Source organism: Enterobacter cloacae complex sp. P18RS, from assembly GCF_014982105.1.
GTDB lineage: Bacteria > Pseudomonadota > Gammaproteobacteria > Enterobacterales > Enterobacteriaceae > Enterobacter > Enterobacter hormaechei_C.
Map to the genome: position 1 here is coordinate 181,746 of NZ_JADCKV010000008.1, position 25,751 is coordinate 207,496.

17 protein-coding genes are annotated in these 25,751 nt (G+C 56.7%); 4 read left to right on the plus strand and 13 right to left on the minus strand.

The features are described from left to right. Positions 1-56: 56 nt before the first annotated feature. Both INF61_RS06460 and pdeH read right to left on the minus strand, forming a co-directional pair. Positions 57-2,099: an AsmA family protein gene (locus INF61_RS06460; RefSeq protein ID WP_015571520.1), complete on the minus strand. Its 2,043-nt coding sequence runs from the start codon at positions 2,097-2,099 to the stop codon at positions 57-59. Positions 2,100-2,164: 65 nt separating this feature from the next. Continuing rightward, positions 2,165-2,938 (minus strand): cyclic-guanylate-specific phosphodiesterase, encoded by a 774-nt coding sequence (gene pdeH / locus INF61_RS06465; RefSeq protein WP_015571521.1) that lies wholly within the window; start codon positions 2,936-2,938, stop codon positions 2,165-2,167. Between the two features lie 230 nt (positions 2,939-3,168). On the opposite strand from pdeH, the gene INF61_RS06470 reads away from it, so the two are divergent. Next, positions 3,169-4,098 carry a sugar kinase gene (locus INF61_RS06470; RefSeq protein WP_017384186.1) on the plus strand — a complete coding sequence of 310 codons (930 nt, stop codon included), beginning with the start codon at positions 3,169-3,171 and terminating at the stop codon, positions 4,096-4,098. Between the two features lie 62 nt (positions 4,099-4,160). On the opposite strand, the gene INF61_RS06475 is transcribed toward INF61_RS06470, so the two are convergent. From INF61_RS06475 to bcsR, 9 genes are all read right to left on the minus strand, one after another. Beyond that, complete coding sequence (locus INF61_RS06475; protein WP_023295577.1) at positions 4,161-5,651, minus strand: pitrilysin family protein; 1,491 nt, start codon at positions 5,649-5,651, stop codon at positions 4,161-4,163. Positions 5,652-5,873: 222 nt separating this feature from the next. After that, positions 5,874-7,160 carry a C4-dicarboxylate transporter DctC gene (gene dctA, locus INF61_RS06480; RefSeq protein WP_015571524.1) on the minus strand — a complete coding sequence of 429 codons (1,287 nt, stop codon included), beginning with the start codon at positions 7,158-7,160 and terminating at the stop codon, positions 5,874-5,876. A gap of 159 nt (positions 7,161-7,319) precedes the next feature. Continuing rightward, complete coding sequence (gene hmsP / locus INF61_RS06485; protein WP_193547627.1) at positions 7,320-9,326, minus strand: biofilm formation regulator HmsP; 2,007 nt, start codon at positions 9,324-9,326, stop codon at positions 7,320-7,322. Between the two features lie 120 nt (positions 9,327-9,446). Next, on the minus strand, positions 9,447-12,929 hold the full coding sequence (bcsC, locus tag INF61_RS06490) for a cellulose synthase complex outer membrane protein BcsC (protein WP_032672216.1): 3,483 nt from the start codon (positions 12,927-12,929) through the stop codon (positions 9,447-9,449). Then, positions 12,911-14,017, minus strand: a complete 1,107-nt coding sequence (gene bcsZ, locus INF61_RS06495; protein WP_045142224.1) for a cellulose synthase complex periplasmic endoglucanase BcsZ — start codon at positions 14,015-14,017, stop codon at positions 12,911-12,913. Before bcsZ ends, bcsC begins: the two co-directional genes overlap by 19 nt. Positions 14,018-14,023: 6 nt before the next feature. Continuing rightward, a complete protein-coding gene (gene bcsB / locus INF61_RS06500; protein WP_071993128.1) occupies positions 14,024-16,447 on the minus strand; it encodes a cellulose biosynthesis cyclic di-GMP-binding regulatory protein BcsB in 2,424 nt (807 codons plus the stop codon). 10 nt (positions 16,448-16,457) lie between these two features. Next, complete coding sequence (gene bcsA / locus INF61_RS06505; protein WP_023295581.1) at positions 16,458-19,073, minus strand: UDP-forming cellulose synthase catalytic subunit; 2,616 nt, start codon at positions 19,071-19,073, stop codon at positions 16,458-16,460. Beyond that, positions 19,070-19,822: a cellulose biosynthesis protein BcsQ gene (gene bcsQ / locus INF61_RS06510; protein WP_032669014.1), complete on the minus strand. Its 753-nt coding sequence runs from the start codon at positions 19,820-19,822 to the stop codon at positions 19,070-19,072. The genes bcsA and bcsQ overlap by 4 nt, the downstream gene beginning before the upstream one ends. 11 nt (positions 19,823-19,833) lie before the next feature. Continuing rightward, positions 19,834-20,022 carry a cellulose biosynthesis protein BcsR gene (gene bcsR / locus INF61_RS06515; RefSeq protein WP_003861175.1) on the minus strand — a complete coding sequence of 63 codons (189 nt, stop codon included), beginning with the start codon at positions 20,020-20,022 and terminating at the stop codon, positions 19,834-19,836. A 173-nt stretch (positions 20,023-20,195) separates the two neighbouring features. On the opposite strand from bcsR, the gene bcsE reads away from it, so the two are divergent. The 3 genes from bcsE to bcsG are packed head-to-tail and all read left to right on the plus strand — an operon-like array spanning position 20,196 to position 23,621. Beyond that, positions 20,196-21,758 carry a cellulose biosynthesis c-di-GMP-binding protein BcsE gene (bcsE, locus tag INF61_RS06520; protein ID WP_032669013.1) on the plus strand — a complete coding sequence of 521 codons (1,563 nt, stop codon included), beginning with the start codon at positions 20,196-20,198 and terminating at the stop codon, positions 21,756-21,758. Beyond that, positions 21,755-21,949, plus strand: a complete 195-nt coding sequence (gene bcsF / locus INF61_RS06525) for a cellulose biosynthesis protein BcsF (protein ID WP_017384193.1) — start codon at positions 21,755-21,757, stop codon at positions 21,947-21,949. Before bcsE ends, bcsF begins: the two co-directional genes overlap by 4 nt. Further along, a complete protein-coding gene (bcsG, locus tag INF61_RS06530) occupies positions 21,942-23,621 on the plus strand; it encodes a cellulose biosynthesis protein BcsG (protein ID WP_032672219.1) in 1,680 nt (559 codons plus the stop codon). The genes bcsF and bcsG overlap by 8 nt, the downstream gene beginning before the upstream one ends. 35 nt (positions 23,622-23,656) lie before the next feature. On the opposite strand, the gene birA is transcribed toward bcsG, so the two are convergent. Then, positions 23,657-24,619: a bifunctional biotin--[acetyl-CoA-carboxylase] ligase/biotin operon repressor BirA gene (gene birA / locus INF61_RS06535; RefSeq protein WP_003861169.1), complete on the minus strand. Its 963-nt coding sequence runs from the start codon at positions 24,617-24,619 to the stop codon at positions 23,657-23,659. Continuing rightward, on the minus strand, positions 24,616-25,644 hold the full coding sequence (murB, locus tag INF61_RS06540; protein WP_017693803.1) for a UDP-N-acetylmuramate dehydrogenase: 1,029 nt from the start codon (positions 25,642-25,644) through the stop codon (positions 24,616-24,618). The genes birA and murB overlap by 4 nt, the downstream gene beginning before the upstream one ends. Between the last annotated feature and the right edge of the window lie 107 nt (positions 25,645-25,751).

Genomic DNA, 25,751 nt, shown 5'->3' on the forward strand with positions numbered 1-25,751 from the left:
TTTTGCTTTCAAATTACTGGAGCCCCCTCTCCCCACAGGGAGAGGGAGAAACGGGACTACTTCTTCATCTGCGACAAAATCGTCCGACACTGATTCGCTTCGCCTTCTGACGGCGAAATCAACGCCAGCAGCGCCGCCGCAGGGGTGACCAGCGTAGCGAGCGCGGCGGCGACCGCACCACGCGCAATCAACGGCCCGGCCTTCACGCCCGCCTGAGGATCTTTGAAGGTCCCGCGAACGTACAGCGGCGAGCGCAGGGTGATGATACGAATGCCTTTACTTTCCGGATCGATGGTTAAATCCAGCTGCTCGGACGCCATGCTGGCGGTACCGGTGACGTTGATAACCGCGTTTTCCGTGTCGAAAGCGAAGATCTGCGGACGCGCCACGCCGTTGACCAGATCCAGATTTGCCGCCGCGCAGTTAACGCGTACTTCGTCGTCACCGAAGATTTGCCCGATGATAAAGTTCCCGACGTTCAGCCCCAGGATCTCCATCAGGTTACGGCTCACCAGCCCGTCGTTCATCAGCAGCTTCAGGTTGCCGTTTCCGCTACCCAGCAGCGCCGCTACCGAGTTACCCGTGCCGCGAATATCCGCGTCGCCGTTCATCTCACCGAGGGTTTTCTGCATCAGCTCCACGTCCGGCATCAGCTCTTTCAGCTTCAGCCGACGCGCCTGGATCTCCGCCCTTCCCTGCATTGGCTTTTTATCCCCCTCCAGGTGGATATTCGATGAGATGGTTCCCCCGGCCATGCCAAACTTCAGCGGTTGCAGGCGCAGGTCGGCGTTTTTCAGGATGATATGGGTCGAGAGGTTGCTCAGCGGCAGCGTGCTGCCATGCTCAATTTTACGTCCTTTGAAGCGCACATCCGCATCCATCACGTCCCATTTGTCGGTTTCGAAGCGGTCATAGGGCAGCACTTTACCCGCAGGCTGAACGTCCTTTTTAACCTCTTTAGACTTCGTGCCTTTGCCCGAATCTACGCCAATCAGCGGACCAAGATCGGCCAGACGCAGCTGGCGGGATTCAACGTCCCCCTCCAGTTTCGGGCGCGGTTTACCGGTGGTGTAGGTCAGCGTGCCGTGGATATCGCTGTCGCCGATGCGGCCGTTGAATCCCCGGTAGTCAAAGACGGACGATTTTTCGGTGTTGATTTTGGCAACCAGGCGCCCGTCCGTTTCAAACGGCGGGGTATCCGGCAGCAGCACGCCGGTCAAATCGTACAGTTCACCCAGCGAATCCCCGGCAAACTTAAGCTGGAGGTCGACGCCGCCCATGTTCATCGGGTCGTTAACCGTGCCCACGAACGCCACGCGGGTGTTGCCCGAGCGGAAATCCGCCTGCACCGGGAACGGCGTGCCCTCACTCCTGAGCGCCAGCATGCCGCCGATTTTGCCTTTACCGGTCAGCGGCTGGCCGTTGTAGCGCCCTTTCGCCGTCAGGCCGAAGACGTAATCGCCCGCTTTGCTGTCATCGCCTTTGGCTTTACTGCCCGTCACTTCGCTAAACGGCAGAGGCTTACCCAGCGGATCGACGAGGATCTCCACGTCAGCCTTACTCACCTTATCGTCAATGGCGATCCTCCCCCGATCGAACAGAATATTGTCGAGGCGGAAAGACCACGAAGAGGGCTGCGCATTCTGATCTTTATCGCCGCTGCTGGCGAGATCGAACGTCCAGTTGTTGTTTTTCTCTGACAGGCGAATTAGCCGCGCGTCGGGCTGCTGAAGTTTGATCCACGGCAGATACACCGTTTTGGTTAACAGGGCTAACGGCGCCAGCGTGGCTTCCACGCGCGGCAGGTGGATCATGGTCACTTCGGGGATGTCCGGCGGGTTGCCGAGAATGATGTCGTCGGCGTGAACGTGCGGCCATGGCACCCAGCTTCGCCAGCCGGTTTCCTCTTTCTGGCGCTCCCACACGACACCCAAATCGCCACGTATTGCGAAGGGGCGGTTTAGCTCGGTTGAGACTTTCTGGTTGATGGTCGGTTTGAGCCGGTTCCAGTCAAACGTGGCGATAATGATGATTAAGACCACGATCAGCAACAAGAAAATCCCTGCTGTCCAGGAAATCACCCTGGTTGTTTTTGTCATTGTTGTCCCCTTTCCTGATGAACTTGCCTCTAAAACTATAGTTCAGACAAAGGGAAGCGGGCAGATCAGAGGGTGGTTATCACCTTTTCCAGGGTATCCATGGGGACAGGACGAGAGAGGAAATAACCCTGTGCCGCCGCTGCCGGGGAGTTTTGCACGTCGCGCCACTCCTCCAGCGTCTCTACGCCTTCCACAATGACGCCCTGGCAATAGCGGTTCATCAGTTGCAGGAGCATCGTAAACAGGTTCCGTCCCTCCGGCGTCTGGCGCAGCATGATAAACAGATCGCGGGCCACTTTGATGTAGTCATAACGCACTTCGCTCAGGGCGGAGAAGTTGGCCATACCGGTACCGAAATCATCCAGCCACAGCGGGCCAAACTCACACATCGAGGCAAACGAGGAGTCCTGCGGCAGCTGAACATGTTCAACCAGCTCGAAGCGCATCCACGGCAAGGTGGCAATCAGCGCCTGCAATGTCGCGTTCTGACGTAACGCCATCAGGGTTGGGCCATCCACGTTCACCGACGCCAGAATACCGTGCTGCTCGAAGAACGCCTGCTTCGTCGCCAGCATTCTCAGTTGCTCTTCCAGCACGTCGATACGCTGACGCACGGCAACCTCCGCAAAATAGCGGTCCGGTGCAATACGCTGTGAAGGATTCGATGGATGAGTGACGACCGTTAACACCTCAATCGCCATTAACCGACCGTCGGTACGGTAGATGGGCTGATAGGTGTACGCTCGCTCACATTGCAGCCAGTAGCGATGCTCCTGCAAGTTCTCAATACTTGCCTCAGGCGTAGTGCTCAGCCGCTGGATAACCTGCTCTGACTTCATTTCGGATGTCCTGTTGTATGGGATAGCCTTTCTGGACTCGTCACTGAGTTATCGGCCCGCCAGGTGAGAACTTTATGTTCAATTCACCGGGAAAATGAAATTAAGATGACAGAAATATGCCGGAATACGCGCTGGCTCAAAAAAAATAATGGAACGTCGTTTTAATATAGTTGACCATAAAAAACACACAGCGCACACTACCCTTAATTACTTTGTTCAGGTTCACGACTATGTCTAAAAAAATTGCCGTGATTGGCGAATGCATGATTGAGCTGTCCCAGAAAGGCGCGGAAGTCAGCCGCGGTTTTGGTGGCGATACATTGAACACCTCCGTTTACATTGCCCGTCAGGTCGCCCCCGACGCGCTGAGCGTGAGCTACGTTACCGCGCTGGGAACGGACAGCTTCAGCCAGCAGATGCTGGAAGCCTGGCAGGGTGAAAACGTTGGGACCTCGCTGATCCAGCGAATGGAAAACCGCCTGCCGGGTTTGTACTACATCGAAACCGACAGCACCGGCGAGCGCACCTTCTATTACTGGCGTAATGAAGCGGCCGCCAAATTCTGGCTGGAAAGCGAGGCCGCCGCTGCCATTTGCGAAGAACTGGCGACCTTCGATTATCTCTACCTGAGCGGGATCAGCCTGGCGATCCTGAGCCAGGAGAGCCGTGAAAAGCTGCTGTCACTGCTGCGCGAATGCCGGGCCAATGGCGGTAAGGTGATTTTCGATAACAACTACCGTCCGCGTTTGTGGGCCAGCCGCGAAGAGACGCAGCAGGTCTACCAGCAGATGCTCGAATGCACCGATATCGCCTTCCTGACGCTGGATGATGAAGATGCTCTGTGGGGCGAAAAACCGGTTGATGAGGTCATTGCCCGGACGCAGGCTGCCGGGGTCAGCGAAGTGGTGATCAAGCGCGGGGCGGAGTCTTGCCTGGTGGCGGTTGCAGGTGAAGCCGTGACAGAGGTGCCGGCGGTGAAGCTGGCGAAAGAGAAGGTAATCGATACCACGGCGGCGGGAGATTCTTTCAGCGCGGGGTATCTGGCGGTACGTCTGACGGGAGGTACGCCGGAAGCGGCGGCGCAGCGCGGTCACTTGACGGCCAGCACGGTGATTCAGTATCGCGGAGCGATTATTCCGCGCGAGGCGATGCCTGCTTAAGGACTGTGCGGGCTGATGCCCGCACCCTAACCCTCTCCCTCAGGGCTGAGGGAACGCAGAGCTTACTGGCCCTGCGGAATATCGCTCGCATCCTGGTGTAAATCATCGGCTGCCGTTTGCGCTGGCTGCGGCGGCGTCGCCATGATGGCGCTCCAGGTGGCCTTCAACTCTTTCATGTCATATTCCGGCTCACCTTTCGGCTGCAACAGAATCAACGCCATATCCTGCGACAGCTGCTGACGCAGATCCTGATTCAGCATCTCCACGGTCAGACCGTTCAGGAAGTCCTGACGCAGTTTCTGATACTGCTCCGGCGCGATATCCACCACCTGATTCTGCAAGGAGCGAATGCGCTGGCTGATTAAGATATCGGTATCGGCGCGGGCATAGGTGGCGAACAGTTTCTGCAATTCGAGGGATTTCTGCGCCACCAGCGCGTTAAACTCCTCTTCAGACAGGCCCTCTTTCCGCACTTTAGCCAGCTCTTTCGCCACCACGCCGAGATTGGCATTCAGCTTATCGCCCGGCGATTCCACGTTAATGGCGCACTGGGCGCGCTGGAACAGCACTCGGCAGTCAAAGCCCAGGCCAATATCTTTCACGTTGTTCTTGCTGAGCGTCTGCTGAACGTGCCAGAACAGCGCTTCACGCGCGAGATCCGCACGCCAGTAACGCAACAGCGCAGAAGACTCGCGGATCGGCTGCCAGGCCGTATCCCACATCATTGAAAGACGATCCTGACGCACGGTATCCGTCATGATGCTGACCGTCTCAGGACGAAGCGGGGACAAGGTAGGAACAGGGGCGGGCGTTTCACGCTTCCCTTTCAGATCGCCAAATGCTTTGTTGATCTGTTCTATCACCGCACGGCTGTCCACGTTGCCCACCACAATCAGGGTCATGGCATCCGGGGTGTACCACTGCTGGTAGAAAGATTTCACCTGCGCGGCATCAACCGGCTGTTTCAGCGGCTCTGCCGGGTCGTGGCCAAGCAGCGTTGACCCTTTCAGGCGGTAGCGCCACCAGCCTTCTTTGGTATCCGTCGGCCAGGTCGCCACCATGTCGCTGTTGCTCAACGCATAGTTAACGGTCTCAGGCGTAATCGCCAGTTTGCCGGTGGCATCCGAAAGATAGGTCAGTGCTTCTTTAAGCAGATCGTTACGGTTGTTGGGCAGGCTCAGGTTAAACATGGTGTAGTCATAGGAGACCACAGCCGGGGGCAGCGGGCGTTTCGGATCGATGGCCTGTTGCCATAAAGAACGCACCTGAACCGCCTGCAAACTGCCGCTCTGGGTGAGCGCCAGTCGAGGAATAAAGTGGCTTAAGCCGGTCTGCTGGGTGCTTTCAGTGAGGGAGCCGGTATTCACAGAAAGACGGATTTCAATGCGATCGCTCGGACGTTGCGGAGTGGATAATACCTGCCACTGGAAACCATTCGCCAGTGTTCCCTGTTGCCAGGCCGGGTCTGGCTGGAGCGCATCTGCCTGCACATAACTGGCTGCTGCCATCATCAGCAAACCGCCGGTTAAGAGTCGAATTTTTGTGCCCTGCATGTGAACCCCTGATCAACATTCCTGGTTAAAGAGAGTGTCTCGCGACGTGAGCACTCAAAGATGACGATGAAAACCTTCCGATTAGACAGCGTGTTCGGCTAAACGTCACGGGCGGAAGTGAAATATACCCAAAAAAAATCTTGTCGAATTATGACAGGTATGAACGGTTATTATGCGCAGGTACCCGCATCCCCACAAGGGAATACGGGCATTTATGAGGGATTAAGAGGATAAACCGGGGGTTTTGTCCTCAGATGTGCGGTTATTCAGCGTATCGTTAAGCTTCTTGTGATCCAGCTCTTTCACCCACTTCGCCACCACAATCGTCGCCACGCCATTGCCGACCAGGTTGGTTAACGCACGGGCTTCAGACATAAAGCGGTCAATACCGAGGATCAGGGCCAGGCCCGCCACCGGCAGATGGCCCACCGCCGAAATGGTGGCCGCCAGCACGATAAATCCGCTGCCCGTTACGCCCGCCGCCCCTTTTGAAGAGAGCAGAAGCACCACCAGCAGCGTAATCTGATGGAAGATATCCATGTGGCTGTTAGTGGCCTGGGCAATAAAGACCGCCGCCATCGTCAGGTATATCGAGGTGCCGTCCAGGTTAAAGGAGTAGCCCGTAGGAATAACCAGCCCCACCACTGACTTACGGCAGCCCAGCTTTTCCATTTTATCGAGCATACGCGGCAGCGCGGACTCCGAAGAGGATGTGCCGAGGACAATCAGCAGCTCTTCACGAATGTAACGGATAAATTTGAAGATGCTGAAGCCGGTCGCACGGGCGATGGAGCCGAGCACCACCACCACAAACAGAATACAGGTGATGTAGAAACAGACGATCAGCTGGCCAAGCTGTACCAGCGTGCCGACGCCATATTTCCCGATGGTGAAGGCCATCGCGCCAAAGGCGCCAATCGGGGCCAGACGCATGATCATGTTGATGATGCCGAAGATCACCTGCGAGAAGCTTTCAATGACGTTAAAAATCAGCTGGCCTTTGCTGCCAAGACGGTGCAGGGCAAAGCCAAAAAGCACGGCAAACAGCAGCACCTGGAGGATGTTTCCGCTGGCGAACGCGCCAATCACGCTGCTCGGGATCACGTCCAGCAGGAAGGCAACAATCCCCTGATCTTTCGCCTGTTCAGCGTAAACCGCCACCGCTTTCGCATCCAGCGTGGCCGGGTCGACGTTCATGCCCGCGCCAGGCTGTACCACGTTGACAATTATCAGGCCGATAATCAGCGCGATGGTACTGACAATCTCGAAGTACAGCAGGGCAACCGCCCCCGTACGCCCGACCGCCTTCATGCTTTCCATGCCAGCGATACCGGTCACCACGGTACAGAAAATGACCGGCGCGATGATCATTTTGATGAGCTTAACGAACGCGTCGCCAAGCGGTTTCATCTGCGCGCCCAGCTCCGGGTAGTAGTGACCGAGCAGAATACCGATGGCGATGGCTGTCAGGACCTGGAAGTAAAGACTTTTGAAGAGTGAGGTTTTCATAGGGTGTCCCTGGAAAGAAAAACTACAGGCTTTGTAAGGTTATGGTTAACCTGCGGCTTTAAAATAACACCCACATAACAGGACAGAAATAAACGGGGTTCAAATTTGAAACACAAATGTTAAGAACTTTGAGCTGGCTCGCACAAGCCAGCAACAAAATTACACTTTTGCGTTATTGCCAGCGTCGGCGAGATAGCGTTTCTCAAAGATATCCGTCGGTACGGCGCGGTCAAACAGGAAGCCCTGTCCGCTCTCCACGCCCGCCGCAGCCAGCCACTCACGTTGGGCGTCGGTTTCAATACCCTCGGCAATTACGTGCAGATTCAGGCTGTGCGCCATCTGAATAATGGCCTGTACCAGGCTGCAATCCTCTGGCAGCCCATCCACAAAGGTTTTGTCGATTTTCAGGACGTCCACCGGCAACGTTTTCATGTGCTGGAGCTGACGCAGGCCAGAATACCCCATACCAAAATCGTCCAGCGCAATGCGGATCCCGGCATTACGCAGCGGTTTCAGAATGGCGACAGCATCGTCAGGATTGTCGATACAACGGCTCTCGGTGACTTCCAGGATCAACGTGTGGGGCTGAATGCGGTAGCGGTGGATCAACTCGAGCATCTTCGGCACCATGGTCGGGTGCATCAGCTGTAGCGCAGAGAGATTCACCGACAGCGGCAGCGTGATGCCCCGTTGTTGCCAGGCCGCAAGCTGGCGGCAGGACTCTTCCAGCACCCAGTAGCCGACGGTGACCATCAGGCCGCAGGACTCGATACGTTCGATCATCCCCTCAGGCAGCTCCCACGTGCCGTCCGGCTGTTGCATACGCAGCAACGCTTCGGCGCTGGTCACTTCACCCGTGCGCAAATTGACCTGCGGCTGTAGCCAGAGCGCAAACTGGCGATTGTCCATCGCCGTCAGAATGTCGCTCTCTTCCGTCAGGCGCTGCTGGGCTTTTTCCATCTGCTCCGGATCAAAGAACTGGATCTGGTTTTTGCCTTTCCGGCGCGCGGTGAACGCGGCCGAGAAGGCCCGACGATAAAGCTGCTCGGCGGTCAGCCCCCCGTAGTACATCGCAATACCGATGCTGGCGCTCGGGCGAAGCTGGATACCCTGAATGGGCAGCCGCTCATTAATGACAGTGAGTACTTGCTGACCTAGCGTAATGGCGTGCCACGGCTCTTTAACACCGTGCGCGATCACCACCAGGTCATAACCGCTGACCTGGGTGAGCACCATGCGCGGCGCCAGAACGGATTTCACCTTTTCCACCAGCGTCAGCAACAGCATCTCGCGCTGGCTCTCTTTCAGCACGCCCGCCGTGTCCTGCAAGGTTTCGCAGGCAATCACCATCAGCGCGGTGGTCTGCTGGCGGGCGACGGTCTGCTCCAGCAAGGCCATTAAAAACGCTTTGTTTGGCAGATCGGATACCGGAAAACGGGTGGCGTTGCTACTGAGCTCTTCCTGCTGACGCAGGACACGCTGCTGGTTGATATTGTAACTCCGGACCAGCATGCCAATTTCATCGTCGTGATGCAGGCGCGGCAAGGGAAGCTGATGCCTCATGTGCTCCTGTGGAGAGAGGTCGTTCAGCTCCCGGGCTATGCGGCGCAACGGATGCACAATTAACCGGTTGATACACCACGTCAGCGCCACGCTCAGCATTAGTGTCAAAAGTAAGTAAGTAGTCACTAACGTAGCAACCCAACTCATGACGAATTTATACATGCGGTACGAGTCGGCCTGTAGCACCAGGTAGGCCAGCGGCTGCGGGTTAGCCGGTCTTTCCAGGGAATAGAGAGGCAGGGAAATTTGCACCGGCAGTTCAAACAGGCGCATCACCATCATCGGGACGGGACGCTCCGGGATAAAGCTCATCCGCAGCGCCTGGAACTGGTTCGGCAGCACGACATCCGCGCGGCTCACGATACCGGCGGGCTGAATGCGCTTCAGGATGGATTCCGCCTCGGGGATATCCCCTTTCAGGATCGAGGCTGACAGGGGTTCCCGCACCGAGCGGGCAATACTTTCCAGTTGCGAAGCCGTGTTATAGCGATTCTGCTGTACGGAGTGAAACAGCAAAATGACGCAGAAGATGAAGACAAACAGCATTGTGACGGCAGACACCATCGCCATCTGTTTGATCGTTAAGGAACGGCTGACACGCAAAATGACTCTCCACAAAACTCGAAGCGCAGGGCGCACCAGGGTGTAAACCTGGTGCGCCCGAGTATACCCGATAGCTGCACTTTTAAGAGAGACTTACAATTAGATTAAGAAAAAATCCGATCACCAGTCTGCATAAGGCACCAGCGGTTCCGGTGGTAAGTCCATATCACCTTGCCAGCCCGCGGCAGAATACCGAACGTAGAGCAGCGCATGGCTCGGGGTATAGTCTTTTGCTTCCTGAATATCGACGCCCAGTCCGACAAACCAGTTGGACGTCACGCGGCGTTCAACAATCGCCCTTGCGGTATAACCCGTCCCTGACGAGCTACTTCCGGTTTCCATTACACCTTTATCGGTATAACGGCCTGGCTCATTGTCCGGGATCAGCCCCTGTAACGGATAACGCATCACATCTTTTGTTTTTGAATGAGACCAGGAGACGGAGCCGCCCAGCTCCCATGACCAGTTCTCTGTGCGTTTACGCCAGTTCACCGGTAAGGCGAACGACACATACTCCTGGGGGCTGTAGTAACCGCCCTGGCCCAGCGAATAGCCACTTAAATCCTTATCGTAATGCCAGAGCATGTTGGACACGCCCACCGTCAGGCGTTCGTTGTTCTGATTGATGAGCTTGTAGTAATAGCCGGTCATCCAGCGGACGCGCCAGTTATCTTCGACATTCTTCCCGGTGAGGCTGTCGGCACTCAGGCTTGACCAGATCCCGTTAGCTTCGCCTTTGTCGTAGCTCATGCTCACGCCGCCACCGGTGGCACGCACGCCGCCCCAGGTGGTGTCGGTATTGGGATCTTTTTGCCCGGCGAAGGCCAGCACCGAGCTGGAAATCGGACGGCGATGGGCGTTCAGGGTGTAGCCAATCGGCCCTAAATCGTTGCTGTAGCTCAGGCTACCCACCACATCGACCACGTCGAAGCCCATCGGCGTTGTACCGATATCCCACGCCCAGGTTTTGTTCTGCCAGCCGACGGCCACGCTGGCGCCGTTGGCCGACTGGTTCGTGCTGCCGTGACATGGCGTTTCGGCACAGGTACCCCATGTCGGATCGTAGGTTCCGTTATCGGTGGCAAAGGAACCGGCGTTCATATTGACCAGATCGCTACGGAAGAACATACGTCCGTCCGACAGCGGCGCATCAACCTGGAGCATGGTGGTGTGCGCTTTCAGATCGGAATAGCCTCCCGTGCCGCTGGAGCCCCAGTAGTCGTGTTGCAGCGTGACGTTCAGATCCTGCTGACGATAAAGATCGCCTGCATCGCTGCGCACGCCGCGCTTCAGCCAGTCATCTTTCTCATCGTTACGCGTGAGCCGAGTAAAGCTGTCGTTATCGGTCGGACGGGTCGTTGTGATGCCCGATGAGACCATCGCATCTTTCCAGGTGTCCAGCGCCTGCTGAGGCTGACCATTTTGTGCCTGGAAACGGGCGGCATCGCGCATCACCAGCGCACTTTCCATCGAAGGCGGCTGCGATTTGGCCTGCGGAAGAATGGCGTTGAAGGTCTTTTCTGCCGCGGCATGATCACCCAGGCCAGCCTGCGCCATGGCAAGCCGGCGCTGCATATTGATGGAGAGCGGTTCGCCGTTCTGTGCCGCGGGCAGTTTCGCCAGCGCCGCGCGCGCCGCGTCCTTGTTGTCCTGGGCAAGATAGACCTCGGTCAGGCCGAGGATCGCGTCTTCGTTCTGCGGTTCGCGTTGCAGGACGGTGTTGTAGGCGGTTTTCGCGGCCTCATGATCGCCACGCTGTTCAGCCCAGTCCGCCAGCGTCAGGTCGATACGGGTGGACGGAGGCTGCTGGCGAAGCAACGTTTCCGCCTCCTGCTCTTTTCCACTGTCGCGCAGGCGGTTGGCGGTTTCCAGCACCTGGTTACTTTGCAGGCGGTCCGCCAGCGCCTGAATGTTGCCGTTCCACTTGTCGCGCGGCAGCGTGTTCAGATGCGCCAGCGCCGCCCGGTCCTGATCGTTACCGGACAGGTACAGCCCGCTGGCGTAAACCTGATCCGGATCGCCAGGTTTCTGGCTTGCCAGCTGACGCATCAGGTTATCCGCCTGGCTGCGCTGACCCGCGCTATACAGATCGCGTGACAGTCGGTAGGTGATCCACACGTCGCCCGGGGAAAGCGCAAGGCGTCGGCGCTGAATTTCTGCGGCCTGCGCATATTTCCCTTCGCTTTCCAGCTGTTCGGCCTGGGCTGACAGCTGCTCGTTCGTCAGGCTACGTTCAATATCATCAATGCTGCGGCGCTGGCTGGCAGAGAGCGACTGAATAAACTGCGTCGCCTTCTCCGGAGACTGCGCGCGATAAATATTGGCAAGACCACGCACCGCGTTGCTGTTGCCGCTGTCCATCCGCAACGCCTGGCGGTAATAGCGTTCGGCCACGTCGTTATCTTTGCGCGCCGCCGCCGCATCACCGAGGCCCAGAACCGCGTAGCTGTCGGTATTGTCGATATTACGCGCCTGCTGGTAATAGCGTTCGGCCTGGGCCGTATTGTTGGCTTTCAGGGCGTTATCCCCCTGCTGGATCAGCAGCCAGTATCGGTTGACCTTCAGCAGGCTGTCCCATTTGCCCCGGTTATCGCTCTGCGGATCGAGGGCGATCGCCTTTTCAAACTGCGCAACCGCACGCACGCGATCGCCTTTCTGAGAATAGGCCTGCCCCAGCGCGCCTACGGCTTCACTGTCGGCGTGGTTGGCGCTGACTGCTTTTTGCAACTCCGTTACCGCTTTACTGCCCTGCCCGGCATCCACTGCGGCTAACCCTTCGGCTTTGGCGCGGAACGCCGGATCGGCAAGCTGTTTTTGCTGCGCTTCAAGCTGGGCGCGCGCCGCCGTCACGTTATCGCCATCGCTGAACACGCTCAGGTATTGTTGCAGCGCGGTAACGCTGGCGCTGCTGGCCGGCTGATCTTTGATCTGCTGGTACCACATGTCCGACGCCTGACTGCGGCCATTGTTCGATTTGGCCATCTCCTGTAACACCGCAAACCCTTCATCACGCCGTCCGCTCTGGAACAAAAGCTGTGCCAGCGAGGACTGTAGCGGGACGTTGCCCGGACTGCTGGCGTTTATTTTCTTAAGCTGATTAATGGCCAGGTTGCGGCGGGCTGGCTCTTTCGCCACCACGTTCCAGTACTCCGTCGCGATGTCGCCACTGGGCGGCTTACCGTCAAACAGTTTGTCATACGCGGCAATGGCTTCCTGGGTGTGCCCGGTGGTGGCAAGCAGGCGAGCCTGCTGGAGGGCCTGGCGACCATCCGGCGTGGAGAGCAGCATGGTAGTACGGGAGGACTGATAGGCACTGGAATCGGGCGCCATTCCTTTCAGGCGATCCAGCTCTTTTTGCGCGCCCGCCGTATCGCCCTGTCGTAACAGGTAGCGGAAGCGCGCGGCAATCACGTCCGGGTTGTTGGGGTCGATCAGCTCAAGGCGATAGAGCGACTGGCGCACTAAATCCTCACGCTGGGTGGATTCCCCCAGACGGACCTGTTCCAGCAGCTGTCTCTGCTGCGGGGAGTTGGCGGCCTGGGCCAGGGGCATTAGCGCCAGGCCAAGCGATAAGGTGAGTAGATTCAGTGTGAACGTGCGCATTCCTGGCCCCAGTCCGGTAGTAATTCACCTTGCACGGTGAAACGAAAACGATGCTGATCCCACCCTTGTCCAAAGAGGGTCAGAACGTAGCTGTAATAAGCATTGTTATCGGGAAAACGATCGGCGACGTGCTGGCGTTGCACCGCTTGCGCGTCCCGGTTTTGTAAAAACGGAAGGAGGGAGGCAGAAAACCCTACCGGCCCATCTCCGGTGCGTTTCCCGGTCGCGACGTCCACTTTCTCCGGCGGCAAGCCTTGTTTGATTGTGGTGGTCGCCATGGGCTTGAAACGCGCCAGTAGCCGGGCTTTCTGCGGATCGTTATCGTTCATCATCCCTACCCACAGATAGACGCGAATCGCATCGTAGCTGCCGATCAGGGATGCATCCTGCGACAGCTGCCAGCCGCCCTTTTTCTGGTATTTCACCCAGTTCGGGGAAAATCCTTTAGGCGCGGTCTCCAGCAGCAGACGCAGGTTGGTTTCACGGAGCGTCGTCCACGGCGCGCCAAAACGGGTGAAATAGCTCGCAAGCTGCGGCGGCAGGTAGCTGGGGTTGAAGCGCCAGACGCTCTCTTCGGCAAAACCGACTTTACCCGGCAGCAGCATAGAACCCAGCCCCGGCACCTTCACCACTTCCTCACTGGCAATGCGCGTCAACAGCGCCTTACCCGTGCGCGTGTAATCGGGATTTTTCCACAGCCGCCCGGCTTCCAGCAGCGACCAGGCAATCCAGATATCGGCATCAGACGCGGAGTTAGGGTCGATAACCGCCCAGGTTTCGTCGTCCTTTTTCCCCCACAGCCAGGCCGGGAGATGTTGGGTTAAATCTCCCTCGGCAAGGTTATCGCGCGTCCATGCCAGCAGCAGATCGAACGCCTTGCGATCGTTTGCCGCGAGGGCAAAGAACAGTCCGTAGCTTTGCCCTTCGGAGGTGGTGATTTTGCGCGCGTCACTGGGATCAATGACGCGTCCACTTTCGCTCATATAATCCTGCTTGAACGTCTCCCAGGCAGGCCAGCGACAGGCGGCGTGAAGATTCGCCGCCGCCAGCATCAACGCTGCGACTAGACACCCGCGAAAGATTTTCATCACCGCTTACTCATGGTCCGGGTTAAGACGACGACGGCTGATGATTCGCAGCAGACGCCACAGTACCCACGCCAGCAGTACAACGCTGAGCGCAGCCAGCACGGCCAGCAGCACCGGGTGGTTAGACAGGGCGTACCACAGGCGTTCGAACCACGGCAGATGACCGACGTAGTAGACATCCCCCACGCGCAGGCTGTTTACCCCCGACTCACGGATCACCGAGACGGAACCGAACATTGCCGCCCGTTTACCGCTGTCGTTCATGGCCGTATTGAGTAGCTCATACCCGCGCGGGCTATCCGCCAGCAGGGCGATAACGCTGCGCTGGTCGTTATACGGCGACTGGAAGCCGACAATCGCGGCCATCGGACCCGTTGAGCTTACGGTCGTCCTGATATTGGCCTGACGATCGCCGCTGTCCGGCATGATGCTCGGGAACTCGGTCTGACGCAGCGGCGTGTTAACCCACGACTGAGCCGCCTGCACCAGCAGATCGACGCGCTTCTCGTCTTTCAGCTTGTCCGGAATGTTGCCGATGACCATGATATCGGCATCTTTGTTCTGGATCTGGCTCCCGTCATCCGTCACCGTCACGTTGATCGCCGGCAAGCCGGTTTGCGCCCCGACGGTGCCCATGGTGTCCAGCAGCGTGGTAACCTGGCCTTCGTTGGCCGCTTTTGGCATCACGACAATCGATTCAGAGAGGTCTGCCATGCGGCTGAACGGGAAGCTGGCGTTAGCAAAGGCACGCAGATCCGGCATCGCAATAAAGTGGTAATACTTCGAGAAGTCGATCGTGGAATCATCACCAATCACCACGTGGTTTTGCACCGGCTGGAAGGTAATACAGTTTTCCACCGATCCACCCGGCATGGGGTTCATATACTGGAAGTTAAACCGCAGCTGGTTCACCGCACCGAGCTTCAGCGCCGGGATCGACACATCGGTTTTGCCATCCAGCAGCCCCTGTAATACAGGCAGACGAAGCATCAACCGGTTTGTCTCCTGGCTGCTGGTCAGGCTGAACGATTGCAGGAACTGATTGTTGAGGCTGATATCCATGCGCGAGCTGTCTTTGGTCGCCGGCGCGGTGTAACGGTAGTTCAGATTGATATCAATGCCGTTGGTGCGCAGCAGATAGAGATCCGGCGGCAGGTTCAGCGACAGGCTGACAGGAGAAGGTTCAAGCCCGGTTGACTGCAATTGCTCTTCATAGGTTTTCAGTTCGCCAAAGGTGATGGCCCGGTCGGTACGTACCCAGTTCGGCGCATCATAAGGCTTACGTGCCAGCAGCGGTTTCACCTCGTCCACCACAACGCTGTTACCGCGGAACAGGATATTCCCCTGCGCAATGCCTTTCGCCGCCTGCACCAGATCTTTGTCATCACGGCCGAAGATCACCAACAGCTTCACGTACGGATTGTCCGGATGGCTGATCATCTCGATGGTGGGCGCTTTCACCTCCGGATGGTCACGCAGGAAAGCCGGACGTTTGGTGTTGGTAGCAAACACGATCGCGTTTTTGTCCGGCATTTTGTCGTACATGACCGGGAAACTTTGACCACGCCAGCCGGAGCGGGAACCAAACCAGGATGCCACGATAGAGGCCGCCAGCTGTTCGGTCACATCGGGAGAGCCGGCAAAGACCATCGGCAGGTTCAGCGGACGGTTATCACGCGGGTCGAAGAACGGCACCGGGAAGGCGGAGAGATCGTTTTTCAACGCCAGCGGCTGATAGGTCATCTGAAGCGAAGAGTTACGCCCGACATCCAGCCACAGGGTGCTGCTGGCCGGGTTTTCACAGACATCGCGGTAGTGGCCGACAAACTCCAGACGTACGCGGTTAAAGTCGGTGATAAACAGCGGATTAATCGGCACCTGAGCCAGGGTTTTCTTACCCAGTTGCTCTTTGGTGACGGGCAGGACGTCCATCAGCTCGTCATTCAGATAGACCTTAAGCTGGGACTGCACCGGCAGCAGCGACGGCGATGGGGTGTATTCCAGGTTGAGCATCGCTTTCGACACGACTTCATCGCTGCGCATACCGAATTCGATACCGCCATTTGGGTTGATGCCGCGCAGAACCATGCTGCCCGGAGGAGGCGCGATCTGGGCAAACGTCAGCTTAACGTCACGCGACGGCGTATTTTCGGCAACCACCGGCGCACTGGCTCCCGGCACCCCAGGCATGACCTGCCCAACCACCGGGTTGTCGGCGGGCAGCGTATTCCCCGTCGTCGGCTGATTCGGGACGACGTTTTCCGTCTGCCCCGGCGCGGCCGTTACAACCGGATCGGTCGCTTGCGCGACGACAGGCACCGTTGGCGCGGGCGTGGCCGCTGCGTTATCAGGCGCTGCGTTAGCCACTGTTGCAGGGAGCGCACTCATCCCCATTGCCACTGCACATAACCAGGAAAGTTTTGTTTTCATCGCGTTATCATCATTGTTGAGCCATAACCGGGTCCGCCTGCTTCGCTTCATCTCGCTCAGGTCGACGCGGAATGAACGACACGACCCAGGAAACCAGTGAAGTAAGTGACCGGAAAATTAATTTCACCGACGACGGGGCAAATTCTGCAAGGTGACGATAGCCACGGAACCCCAGCTTAAGAATATCCAGCAGGCTTTCCAGAGGCTTATCCTCAGGGAAGCTGTCCTGCCAGAGAGCCCACGTATCCGCGCGGGCAAACGTACACTGCACAAAATCAATGTGTTGCTTTTTGGTCAGCGGCATCAGTTGCAGACCCACTTCATTTCCTCTCACACGCACCACCTGCGTCGGGAAGACATACTCCTGCTGGCCGCGCTTAAGCAGTAGGTTGACCTTCTGCCCCTCCAGCACCTTCGCCTGACCGTTGATCTTGATACCCAGACCGCCATCCGAAAAGTCATGTACGGTACAGGAGAAGAGATGTCCATCGTCGCGGGCAATGGCCGCTGGCATGCTGATTTCGACGCGATGCGCGCGGCGAACCTGTTTGCTCTCCACCGATACCGCCACCGCGCCACCGAGGATAATCAGGTTATAAAACACCCACGCCATACTCACGAAGACCGTCAGAATTTCGTTTTCCGGGCCGTAGAAGTAGCGCCAGATCCCAACAATCACGCCCACAATATTCAGCAGCACCAGGAAGATATAGGGCCGGGAGATCACCCAGTCGACATACTCCTCTTCCACCAGCCCGCCCTTCGCGGTGACGTTGAATTTCCCTTTATGCGGGTTAATCAGCGCCACCATGGTTGGCGGCGCGATGTACCAGGCCAGCACCGTTTCGTAAATTTCACTCCAGAAGGAGTGGCGATATTTCCCCTGAATCTTCGAGTTCGTCAGGCTGGCGTGGATCATGTGCGGCAGAACGAACAGGGCAATCATCAGCGCAGGCGCATAGATGATGTAAGCGTGAAGGAGCAGGAACGCCAGCGGCGCAGTGAGGAAGATAAGCCGTGGAATACCGGACAGGAAGTGGAACATGGCGTTGACGTAGCACAGCCGTTGCGCCAGCTTCAGCCCTTTACCCATCAGCGGGTTATCGAGCCTGAAAATTTGCACCATGCCGCGGGCCCAGCGAATACGCTGGCCGATGTGCGCCGACAGGGATTCCGTGGCCAGCCCCGCCGCCTGAGGAATACGCATGTAGGCGGAGGTATAGCCAAGACGGTGCAGACGCAGCGAGGTGTGCGCATCTTCCGTGACCGTCTCGACGGCGATCCCGCCAATTTCATCCAGCGGTTTCCGGCGGATCACCGCACAGGAGCCGCAGAAGAACGTTGCGTCCCACATGTCGTTCCCGTCCTGCACGAGTCCATAGAACAGCGTGCCCTCGTTCGGGGTTTTACGAAAACGGCCGAGGTTACGTTCAAACGGGTCCGGCGAGAAGAAGTGGTGCGGCGTCTGCATCATCGCCAGCTCTTTCTCCTTCAGGAACCAGCCCATGGTCATTTGCAGGAACGAGCGCGTTGGCACGTGGTCGCAGTCGAAAATAGAGACGAACTCCCCTTTGGCATATTTCAGCGCATTGTTAATGTTACCGGCTTTCGCGTGTTCATGCGTGGTACGGGCGATGTACTCTACCCCCACTTCGTCCGCGAACTGGCGGAACTCGGCACGGCCACCGTCATCGAGGATCCAGATTTTGATTTTATCCTTCGGCCAGTCGATACCCAGCGCGGCGTAAATGGTGTTTTTTACCACCGACAGATCTTCGTTGTAGGTCGGCACGAAAAGGTCAACCGTAGGCCACTGGGTCGTGTCTTTTGGCAGCGGCACCGGCTGTCTATTTAGCGGCCAGATAACCTGGAAGTAACCCAGCACCAGCACGATCCAGGCGTAAGTCTCAGCAAACAGCAGCACTAAGCCGCACACCAGGCTGACCGGATCGTCCCAGTTCAGCGTTGAGGTATATCGCCACCAGATGTAGCGGCAGGAAACGGTCAGCGATAGCACAATCAGCATCAGGGCAGAAAAACGCCCTGGTATGCGCCGCACCAGCAGCGCCACGCCCCACAGCAGGATCAGGAAGGTGAACTGCGCCAGCGGGTTGAAGGGCTGGGTAATACAGACCAGCGCAAGAATCAGCGAGAACACCACAACCACGCCGAGAATAAAACGCCGCAAGCCCGGGTGTAGGTGCCCGAGCTCTTTGTGGTTATCTAAATGACCCGTTTTGTCGCCCACCCGGTCAGGTAGCCGGTCAAGCCACTGGTGGTAGTGTTCACGCAGGTTCTGCACACGATCGAAGCTGCGCCAGCGGGACGTTTTTTTCTCCGCGCCCGTTGAGGTCGTTAGTAGCCAGATGGACTGAATAGCGTAGCGCGCGGGATCCAGCGGACGCGGCTTGTCAGGGTTGATATGCGGATAGAGTTCACCGTGGCGCGCACGAATGCGTTGCCAGCGGGGATGTTCGAGGGGGATGAACATCCACGCCAGAATCATCCACAAACAGCCCAGCGCAGCGCTCAGCGACGAGGCGCCGTGATGACGGTAATGGCGGTAGCGTTCACTTAAGCGCGAACTGACCGGCGGAATGAGCAGCCAGTTAGTCAGGCGGCTCATACTGAACTCCCGGCAGGCTCCGGCCGTTTAGCAAAGTGCAGCAGACACCAGTTGGCCAGCGTCAGGATCTCTTCCGCCGCCAGTGAATCGCTACGGTACTCCCCGAGAGGTTGTTTGGACGCGAGGCACTCCGCCATCGCTTCGTCACGATGGATCACCATCGGCAACAGGCGGCGCTGACTCTGGAGCCAGACCTGGTAGAGATCGTCCTGGATCTGGCTGCCAATGCGCAGATCGTTGATCAGAATATGGGCATTGGCAGGCATCGGCTGCTGATGCAGACGGATATGACAATTCGCATCTACGTTCGCGATGGAGAGCACATGGTCGCACTGCGCCAGCAGCTGGCGGGTCAGCGACGCGGCACCGTGCGGCAGGTCCAGCAGGATCCACTGATAGTGCCCGCTCTCTTTCAGGCTCTGCAATGCGGTGATGAAGCGAGAGAACAGGCGCTGGTACGCGGCTTCATTCCCGCGCTCGGTTTCGTTCAATTGACCAAAGGGAAGCAAATCGAGCTGGGAGGTATAACGCAAACCCGCATCCCGCCAGTCTTTATCGTCCAGAAGCGCGCGTCCCCAGCCGTTTGCATGCGTAAAGTCGACATTGAATGACATGCGCAGCAAATTATCGGAACAGGCATCAATGACCAGTACCGATTCACCTAATACCTGCAATGACCACGCCAGCGCCGCGGTAACGGAAGTTGTACCCACCCCACCACGGACGCCCTGTAATCCTAGTACAGCCATCAATGGCTTCCTTATTGTTGTTGGGCAAACTCAGCTAATAACGGCCAACGTTTAATAGCCGCCGCCAACTGTTCACGCTGGGAAATATCGGTGTAATCTATTTCAGGCAAAGAAAAAGCCTGCGTGAGTGCCAAAAAATCGTTCTGGAATGTGTAACCCAGACTTGAGTCGACTGGGGTTGCGGGTTCGTTATTTTGCATTCTTTTTTCATCCCTTTGAGTAAAATCATAAGATTCAGATGCAGCGAGGCGTCCTGCCATTAAATTTCATTTACATGCTAAATCTGATGTTCTTTAATTTCAATGTTAGGTTTATTTCTACGCTTTCGCTAGTAAACTGAGAGACATAGAAATTCGACGAAAAGAGGGACACCGTGGACTCCATATTTTCTATTGGCATCCAGTCATTATGGGACGAATTGCGCCACATGCCAGTCGGAGGAGTCTGGTGGGTTAATACGGATCGTAATGAAGATGCCATCAGTCTGGTAAACCAGACGATAGCGGCGCAGGGGAAGGATTCCCGCGTGGCCGTCATTACGATGGGCGAAGAGCCGAAGTCAATCATCAGGCTCGACAGTGACCGTGGGCCCCAGACAGTACGATTATTTTCCATGCCTGCGGAGGCTGACAGTCTATACTTTTTACCCCGCGATATTCAGTGTTCTATTGTTCCTGAGCACTATTTACTGATTCTAAAATGCTCTAATGATGGCCTGCAAAATATACCGTCTGAAAAGCTGCTGAAATGGCTGGGAAGAATCAACAGATGGGCAAAAAATCAAAATTGCACCTTATTGGTTGTTAACCCAGGCAGTAATAATGACAAGCTTTTTTCACTTTTAATGAGTGAATACCGTTCTCTCTATGGCCTGGCCAGTATTCGTGTCCAGACCGACAGCCATCTTTACGACGTGGCTTTCTGGTGCAATGAAAAAGGGGTGAGCTCCCGACAACAACTTACACTCAAACAAGTCGGGGATGAGTGGCATCTTGCTCAACAGGAAGAGACGGTAGTTCAGCCACGCAGTGATGAAAAACGTGTTCTGAGCCATATTGCGGTACTGGAAGGTGCGCCTGCACTGTCTGAGCACTGGTCACTGTTCGATACCAATGAAGCCTTATTTGATGAGGCGCGCACCACGCAGGCGGCGACTATTATCTTCTCGTTGATCCAGAATAACCAAATCGAAACGCTGGCAAGGCACATTCACACATTACGTCGCCAGCGCGGCAGCGCGTTAAAAATTGTAGTGCGTGAAAATAATACCAGCCTGCGCGCCACCGATGAGCGCTTATTACTGGGCTGCGGCGCGAATATGGTCATTCCGTGGAATGCTCCCCTGTCGCGCTGTCTGACGCTGATCGAAAGCATCCAGGGCCAGCAGTTTAATCGACATGTTCCGGAAGATATCAGCACCCTGCTTTCAATGACGCAGCCGATGAAACTGCGCGGCTACCAGAAATGGGACACCTTCTGCGATGCGGTGGGCAACATGATGAGCAATACGCTGTTACCGGCAGACGGAAAAGGGGTGATGGTTGCCCTGCGCCCCGTGCCGGGTATTCGCGTTGAGCAGGCGCTCACTCTGTGCCGCCCTAACCGTATCGGGGACATCATGACCATTGGCGATAACCGCCTGGTGCTGTTCCTCTCCTTCTGCCGGGTGAACGATCTGGATACTGCACTTAACCATATCTTCCCGCTTCCTACCGCGGATATCTTCTCGAACCGTATGGTCTGGTTTGAAGATAACCTGATCGCGGCTGAGCTTGTCCAGATGCGTGCCCTGCCACCTGAAAAGTGGGCCAAACCGTTGCCTGTCACAAGCGGCGCCAAACCGGTTCTGAACGCGAAACATGACGGGCATGTCTGGCGACGGGTACCCGAGCCGCTACGCTTACTGGATGAGAACAAGGAGAGCGCGCCATTATGAATATCAGCGATATCATCCAACTGGTTGTTCTGTGCGCGCTGATTTTTTTGCCGCTTGGCTACTATGCACGCCATTCCCTGCGCCGTATTCGCGATACGATCAGATTACTGTTCGTCAAACCTCGCTATATTAAACCCGCCGGAACACTGACTCGCGCTCCGAACGTCAAGGCAAACCGAAAACATGACTAATTCTACCTATACCTCTTCGGCGCCCTCGCCACTCTGGCAATACTGGCGCGGCCTGTCCGGCTGGAATTTCTACTTTCTGGTGAAGTTTGGTCTGCTGTGGGCAGGCTATCTTAATTTCCACCCTCTGCTTAACCTGGTGTTTATGGCATTCCTGCTGATGCCAATCCCGAACCTCAGGCTGCACCGTATACGTCACTGGGTCGCTATCCCCATCGGTTTCGCCCTGTTCTGGCATGATACCTGGCTGCCCGGCCCTGAAAGCATCATGAGCCAGGGCTCCCAGGTCGCAGGTTTCAGTGCGGACTATATGCTCGATCTGGTTGAGCGCTTTATTAACTGGCAGATGATTGGCGCGGTATTTGTCCTGCTGGTCGCCTGGCTGTTCCTGTCTCAGTGGATCCGGGTGACGGTGTTTGTCGTCGCGATTATGATCTGGCTTAACGTCCTGACGCTGACGGGCCCGAGCTTCTCGCTGTGGCCAGCCGGTCAGCCGACGACAACCGTGACCACCACGGGCGGTTCCGCCGCCGCGACCGTTGCGACAGCAGGGGATACGCCTGTGGTTGGGGATATTCCTGCGCAGACTGCACCGCCGACATCCACTAACCTGAACGCGTGGCTCTCCAGTTTTTACGCTGCGGAAGATAAGCGTCAGACGAAATTCCCGGACGCGCTGCCTGCCGATGCTCAGCCGTTTGAGCTGCTGGTCATTAACATCTGTTCTCTGTCCTGGGCTGACGTTGACGCGGCTGGTTTGATGTCGCACCCGCTGTGGTCGCATTTCGATATTCAATTCAAAGACTTCAACTCGGCCACGTCGTACAGCGGCCCGGCGGCTATCCGCCTGCTGCGCGCCAGCTGCGGACAGCCTTCGCATAAGAACCTCTACCAGCCGGCAGCTAACCAGTGTTACCTGTTTGATAACCTGGCAAAACTGGGCTTTACCCAGCACCTGATGATGGGCCATAACGGTCAGTTCGGTAACTTCCTGAAAGAAGTGCGTGAACAGGGAGGCATGCAGGCCCCGCTGATGGACCAGAAAGGGCTGCCGGTAACGCTGCTGGGCTTTGATGGCTCGCCGGTGTATGACGATACCGCCGTGCTTCAGCGCTGGTTAGATACCGTCGGCAAAGAGGAAGGGACACGTAGTGCGACGTTCTATAACACGCTGCCGCTGCACGACGGGAACCATTATCCCGGCGTGAGTAAAACGGCCGATTATAAGGCCCGTGCACAGAAGTTCTTTGACGAGCTGAACGCGTTCTTCAACGAGCTGGAAAAATCAGGCCGTAAAGTGATGGTGGTGGTCGTACCGGAACATGGGGGAGCGCTGAAAGGCGACAGGATGCAGGTGTCTGGTCTGCGCGATATCCCAAGCCCGTCCATCACTAACGTTCCGGCCGGGATTAAGTTCTTTGGCATGAAGGCGCCGCATCAGGGAGCGCCCATTGAAATCACCCAGCCAAGCAGCTATCTGGCTATCTCGGAACTGGTTGCTCGCGCTGTAGACGGTAAGCTGTTTGTGGAAGATAGCGTGAACTGGGATCAGCTCACCAGCGGGCTGCCGCAGACGGCGGAGGTATCGGAAAACGCCAATGCGGTGGTGATCCAGTATCAGAATAAGCCTTATGTCCGACTGAATGCCGGGGATTGGGTGCCGTATCCGCAGTAATGACCTGCTACACCCTCTCCCCTGTGGGGAGAGGGTTACTCTGCACTTCGTAACGAAATTTCACCGCCCACCCAGGGCTTAATCACGCCATCCTGTTCAAGAAGCAACGCGCCCTGCGCGTCAATGCCGCGTGATGTGCCGTAAATCTCTTTATCCCCAATCAGCAGCTTCACCGGTCGGTTAATAAAGTTATCCAGCTTTTCCCAGCGAGACAGGAATGGCGCTAACCCCTCTTGTTCAAAGAGCGTCAGCGAACTACGCAACTCATTGATCATGCGGACGGCTAGCGTATTGCGATCGATGGTGATCCCCGCTTCCTGTAGGTTGGTCCAGGCCTGGTTCACGACATCGTTCTGCACGTTTCGCATCACCATGTTCAGCCCCGCTCCAATGACGATCTGTGCGGCATCGCCTGTTTTTCCCGTCAGTTCGACCAGGATGCCCGCCAGCTTTCGATCGTTGAGATACAGATCGTTGGGCCATTTTACCCGCACCTGATCGGCACCCAGATCGTGCAGCACCTCTGCCATCACAATGCCGATGACCAGGCTCAGCCCGATGGCCGCAGCTGGCCCCTGTTCAAGCCGCCAGTACATGGAAAGGTAGAGGTTGGCGCCAAATGGTGAGAACCACTTACGCCCCCGGCGGCCACGTCCTGCCTGTTGGTACTCGGCAACGCAGGCATCACCGGATTTCAGCTCGCTCAGGCGATCCAGCAGATACTGGTTCGTCGAATCAATGACCGGCAATACCGCGACGTTACCGTGCCCAATCTGGCTGCGGATAATCTCTTCATTCAGTAACTGGATCGGTTCCGGCAGGCTGTAGCCTTTTCCCGGCACCGTAAACACATCCACGCCCCAGTCGCGGAGCGTTTGAATATGCTTATTGATCGCAGCACGGCTCATGCCCAGCTGTTCGCCCAGTTGCTCGCCAGAATGAAACTCGCCATCAGCAAGGATACCGATGAGAGTTAACGGAATAGTATTGTCCTTCACGCAATGGTCTCCACGGCATTCACTTCGCCCGTTCGGCCAATAAAGCGAACTTCAGGCTCCAGCCAGACATTGAATTTTTCGCCCACGCGCTGGCGAACATGATGCGCCAGGTTGACGACATCCTCACTTGTCGCGTTGGACTGGTTGATCAGTACCAGCGCCTGCTGACGATGAACAGCAGCGCCACCAAGAGTAGTACCTTTCAATTCACACTGATCGATAAGCCAGCCTGCGGCCAGCTTCACGCTGCCATCCGCCTGAGGATAATGCGGGGCCGTTGGCCAGCCGGCGAGAAACGCTTTTGCATTTTCGCTGCTGATCACCGGGTTTTTGAAGAAACTGCCCGCATTTCCGTTAACTTTCGGGTCCGGGAGCTTGGTCATTCGCATATGGCAAACGGAATCAAATACCTCACGCGGTGTGACGGTTGCCGGGTCAAGACGGGTCAGATCGCCGTATGTCAGAACGGGTTTCCAGGCTTTCGCCAGGCGCAGACCAACGGCCACAATGACGAAACGATCCTGATAGTCGTGCTTGAAAATGCTGTCGCGATAGCCAAAGCGGCACTGCTCTGCGGTCAGGCGCTTCGCCGTTCCGGTCGCGAGTTCAATGCAGTCGACATATTCGCAGACGTGTTTCAGTTCGATGCCGTAGGCACCGATATTTTGAATAGGAGATGATCCTGCACAGCCCGGGATCAGGGCCAGGTTTTCCAGTCCGGGCATCCCTTTTTCAAGGGTATATTGCACCAGATGATGCCAGTTCTCGCCAGCACCCACGTGTAAATGCCAGCTGTCAGCGCTCTCTTTACACTCAATCCCCATGATGCGATTGACGATTACCGTCCCCGCAAAATCATCGAGAAACAGGACATTACTTCCTTCGCCCAGAATAAGTACGGGTTCACCGTTTTCTGTTGCGTTTTGCCATGCATTCAGCAACTGCTGAGTACTGTCGGCACGTACAATTTGATTAGCATTCCGTTGAATACCAAAGGTATTCCAGGGCTTAAGGGAGTGATTCATAGACGCTATCCTGATGCAAAAACCGGGATAGTTTACCGTATATATGGGGGGATAGGTGATTTGTTTATGGAAAGGAAGCAGGTGCAGAAACGCAAAAAGGCCATCCT